Below are 2099 nucleotides of genomic sequence, written 5' to 3'. Positions count from 1 at the left end.
GCCATCAGCTTCGATCACCTCATTTCACTCAAGGGGCTTTGAGAACTCAACAGCCCTGAATCCAGTGGGGTCTTGTTGGATATCGGATTCGATCCGGTGTAGGCATACATGTTGATATCCGCGCCTACGCGCTAAGCAGCCGATCCCACAGCGGCACCCGAATTTCCTCCGAGTACTTGCGGCGCATCGGACACGTCAGTGCCAACTCGGAGTCACCACCGCGAAGACTCATGTTCAACACTAGGTCTTCGTACGGGACATCGAGCCCAGTCACTAGCAGTACGGTTCTTCCGTCGTCTGTCTTCTGGATGTTCGGAGGAGCGATATTCGCAACTACCAGTCCGTCGTGCGTCGAAATGATGACCGGCCTGATCACCGCGACATCGGCCACTCTTTGATTCAACTCGATGCGCAGGAAGTACGGCGCGCCTCTAACTGCTGGCGCGTCCGGACTAAATGATCCGCGCAACTCGACCACCGCGTTAAGTCCATCAGAAGCGCAGGTGGCACCTTCGTAGTCGAAGTATCGAAACCGTTCCGTCAACAAACCGAATACCGCTGCGGCGGCAACCGCCAAGGCCAGCGCACCAATCGCAACCGTCCTCATCGGCCGCCACCAGCACCCGACATGTCGACAATGATCGGCCCATTGCCCCAAAGCAAGTAAGGAATCACGTCCAGCGTCATATGACCGGTGGAGTCAGTGTACGGAGAGGCGTAGTTGTAAGTGCCACCGTTTAGGGTGCCGGTTACAAGGCTACCATTCTTGTCGTAGACCGCTTCGCATTGGCCGGAATCATCGACCCACTTCGGTCCCCTTTTTCGGTCCTGGGCAGCTATAAGGGAATGCTGATTCTCTCGACGGCTGCGGCCGTCGAGAGAATCAGCACGATCCGGGCTACCTGATAGCTAAGGCGAAAAAGAAAATCGCACCTGCAAGATGGGTCACAAACCCCAGCCAAAATGATACTGGCTGATTGTCCACTCGAATTCTGGACCGCGCGACGTAAATTTCTCCGAATCGCAAATCCGCAATCAGCAGCCCAGCTAAAGCAAGCGCCGGAACAAAAAACCACCCTGACGGTTGCCGTATTACCAGAGCGAGCAGAAGGGTTCCCAACACAAGCAGACCATACAAGATGGCGAGGATAGTCCATGCCTTGGACGACAAAAGCCCATGCGTGGAAACGTGCGACATTATTGGGCCACAGAGCACATAGCACCCACCGCCAGCGCTTCAGCGTCCAACGTGGAGTGAGCTGTATCCAAGATCGATGCTCCCGTCTGCGTGAGTCGCGCAATTTCCGGGCTTGCTCCCAGTAGTCTCGCCGCGCCGCCGGCACCGCCGACACCAGCAACTGCTGTTATCGCACCGAAAGTGTCGAACTGCCCGGTAGTGGCATAGTTGTCACCGACGGCGGCTGCCGAGAACGAGAACGACGCATAAGCCAGCGGCGGAACAACAAACGATCCAAGCCCCGTGAGGGCTGCACCAAGATTCAACCCGAACTGCCTCCTTGCGGGAGCGATCGCCTGATTGGCTTGGTTCATCATTTGATTGGCCCGCCCGACTGCCGCCATCGCCTGCAACTGATCCGCGCTGTAGCCCATACCGCAGCCACAAGCCTGCAATCCGGTTGGATCGGTGTTGCTCACCGGATTCCCCCCGACATAGGCATAAGTGTTGATGCCGCCCGCCAGCCCAATTGGATCCGACTGCAAATACCGCCCAATACTCGGATCATAGTACCGATGCCAGTTGTAATAGAGCCCCGACTCACCGTCGTAATACTGCCCCGGAAATCCGATATTGAGCCCGCCGATGCTGTTGGTCGTGACGCTGCGGTCGTAGGCAAGGTTGCTCGCACGCCAAACGATGCCCTTCGATTGGTTGGTTACCACTTCCGGCCTACCCAGATGATCGCTGTGCACGTAATACAGCGTGCTTCCCTTGATCAGTCCGATCAGCTCGCCGCCCAGCCAGATGTATTTCTTGCTCAGCGTGGTGCCGTTGTTGGCGGTTTCGCCGATCAAGGTGCCATCCGGCCCATAGATGTAGGAAAAATTGCCGCCGGGGCCGGTCTTTCGGGTCCATGACG

General features: G+C 57.0%; 2 protein-coding genes. Both read right to left on the bottom strand.

All coding sequences use genetic code 11. The annotated features are described in order from the left end of the window. Positions 1–124: 124 nt before the first annotated feature. Positions 125–607 (bottom strand): hypothetical protein, encoded by a 483-nt coding sequence (locus tag RM530_RS18270; RefSeq protein WP_311366701.1) that lies wholly within the window; start codon positions 605–607, stop codon positions 125–127. Positions 608–1197: 590 nt separating this feature from the next. Next, positions 1198–2099 (bottom strand): RHS repeat-associated core domain-containing protein (locus RM530_RS18265; protein WP_311366700.1); only part of this gene is annotated, 902 nt, incomplete at its 5' end.

The sequence above is a fragment of the Banduia mediterranea genome (assembly GCF_031846245.1).
GTDB classification, from domain to species: Bacteria; Pseudomonadota; Gammaproteobacteria; order Nevskiales; family Nevskiaceae; genus Banduia; species Banduia mediterranea.
The sequence above is the reverse complement of the archived record's forward strand: the minus strand, read 5'-3'. Positions and strand labels throughout refer to the sequence as shown.